Genomic DNA, 1,919 nt, shown 5'->3' with positions numbered 1-1,919 from the left:
GTCGATAGCGCCGGCTATGCGGTGGCCGACGGTGGCTTCAACGCGACGCTGCGCGACTATGGCCGCTTCGGCCAGCTGATCCTCGACAATGGTGGCGGCGTCGTGCCGGCCGGCTGGGTCGAGGCGACGCGCAACGGCAGGCATGGGCCGGACTTCAGCCCCAGCCTGCCGGAGGGCAGCTATCGCAACCAGTTCTGGATCGAGGATCCGCGCTCGCGCGCACTGATGTGCCGCGGCGTGTTCGGTCAGATGATCCATATCGACTGGAACACCGGAATGGTCGTGGTGAAGCTTTCGACCTGGCCGGATTTCGCCAATGGTGCCTATTCCATAGCGACGCTGAAGGCCGTGCACGCTATCGCCACGGCACTTCGCTGAGCCCCCACAAAGAAAAAACGACCCGGAAGGAAACGCCATGACCGGCAAGACCGTGTTCGAGACCCGCTATGGCTTCCGGCGCAACCAGGTGGTGCTCGCCAACTGGCGCGAGAACCCCTTCAACCGGTGGTCGTTCCAGAACCTCGGCGAACTGGTGCCGACCGCCCGCGTGGCGGCGACGTCGGGCGTTGTCGAAACCCCCGTGCGCGATATGGGCGGCCTGCTCGGCGAAAAGGTCGCGATCGCCGGCACATCGGAGACAGTGGCTGAATTTCTCGCGCGTTCGAGCACCGACGCACTGACGGTGATGAAAGACGGCAAGATCGTCGGCGACTGGTTCGCCCCGCATATGGATTTCGGCGCCCGCCACATCATCTTTTCGATCAGCAAGTCGCTGACCGCCATCATTGCCGGCATTCTGGAAGGCGAGGGCGTATTCGACCCGGAAGCGCCGGTGACGGCCTACATCCCTGAAGCCGCCGGCTCGGCCTATGGCGATGCGAGCGTGCGGCATGTGCTCGACATGAGCGTCAGCCTCGATTTCGAGGAAGCCTATCTCGATCCGGAGAGCGCTTTCGCCCGCTATCGTCGCGCCACGCTGTGGAATCCGGGCGGCGGCACGGAGAGCCTGCGCGAATTCATTTTGACCTTGCAACGCCTTGCAGAGCCGCATGGCCAGACCTTCCGCTACCGCTCGCCGAATTCCGACCTGCTCGGACTGCTGCTCGAGCGCGCGTCGGGCCAGCGGTTCACCGACCTGATGCGCGAGAAGCTGTGGCTGCCGCTCGGCGCTGTCGGCGAAGCCTCGATCGGCGTCGACATGGAAGGCACGGCGCGCACGGCCGGCGGTATTTCGGTGACGCCGCGCGACCTGGCGCGTGTTGGCGAGATGATGCGGCAAGGCGGGGTGGCCAATGGCCGCCGCATCGTGCCGGAAGCCTGGGTGCGCGATACGGTTGCTAGCGGCGGCAGTTCCGACGCTTGGCAGCGCGGCGCGATGCAGCCGCTGTTCCCGAAGGGCCGCTATCGCAACAAATGGTACCAGACGGGCTTGCCGAACGGCGCCTATTGCGGCATCGGCATTCATGGCCAGTGGCTGTATGTCGATCCCAGGACCAAAGTGGTGATCGCCAAGATGTCGTCGCAGCCCGAGCCGGTCGACGATCCGCTCGATGTCGAGATCGTCGCCTTCTTCGAGGCGCTGAGCCGGATGGTCTGATCCTCGCTTGGCCGCCACATTAGCGCGCGCTTTCCTGTGGACCCGCCGGGCTCATGGAAACGCGGCGGTTGGCGGACCGGACGTCTGCGCCTATGGTCGCCGCTCTTTGGACGAGAGCAGGTACGACATGGCATCCGACATCAAGCGCATTGCAGCCATCATCGCGGCCGAGATCAGCGCGCGGCCCGAACAGGCGGCCGCGGCGATTGAACTGCTCGATGAGGGCGCGACAGTGCCGTTCGTGGCGCGCTACCGCAAGGAAGTCACCGGCGGGCTCGACGACACGCAATTGCGCGATCTTGCCGAACGCCTTGCCTATCTG

The 1,919-nt window shown here is 65.2% G+C and carries 2 protein-coding genes and 1 pseudogene; all 3 read left to right on the top strand.

The window, feature by feature from the left end; genetic code table 11:
- Window positions 1–378, top strand: a pseudogene (locus EN984_RS32815) (serine hydrolase); the annotation flags it as partial.
- A 37-nt stretch (window positions 379–415) separates the two neighbouring features.
- Window positions 416–1,597, top strand: a complete 1,182-nt coding sequence (locus tag EN984_RS32810; protein ID WP_127268197.1) for a serine hydrolase — start codon at window positions 416–418, stop codon at window positions 1,595–1,597.
- A 127-nt stretch (window positions 1,598–1,724) separates the two neighbouring features.
- Window positions 1,725–1,919 (top strand): Tex-like N-terminal domain-containing protein (locus EN984_RS32805; protein WP_164765842.1); only part of this gene is annotated, 195 nt, incomplete at its 3' end.

It is taken from the genome of Mesorhizobium sp. M7A.F.Ca.CA.004.12.1.1, assembly GCF_003997835.1.
Lineage (GTDB): Bacteria > Pseudomonadota > Alphaproteobacteria > Rhizobiales > Rhizobiaceae > Mesorhizobium.
Note: the sequence above shows the minus strand (reverse complement) of the source record. Positions and strands in the feature narration are given on the sequence as shown.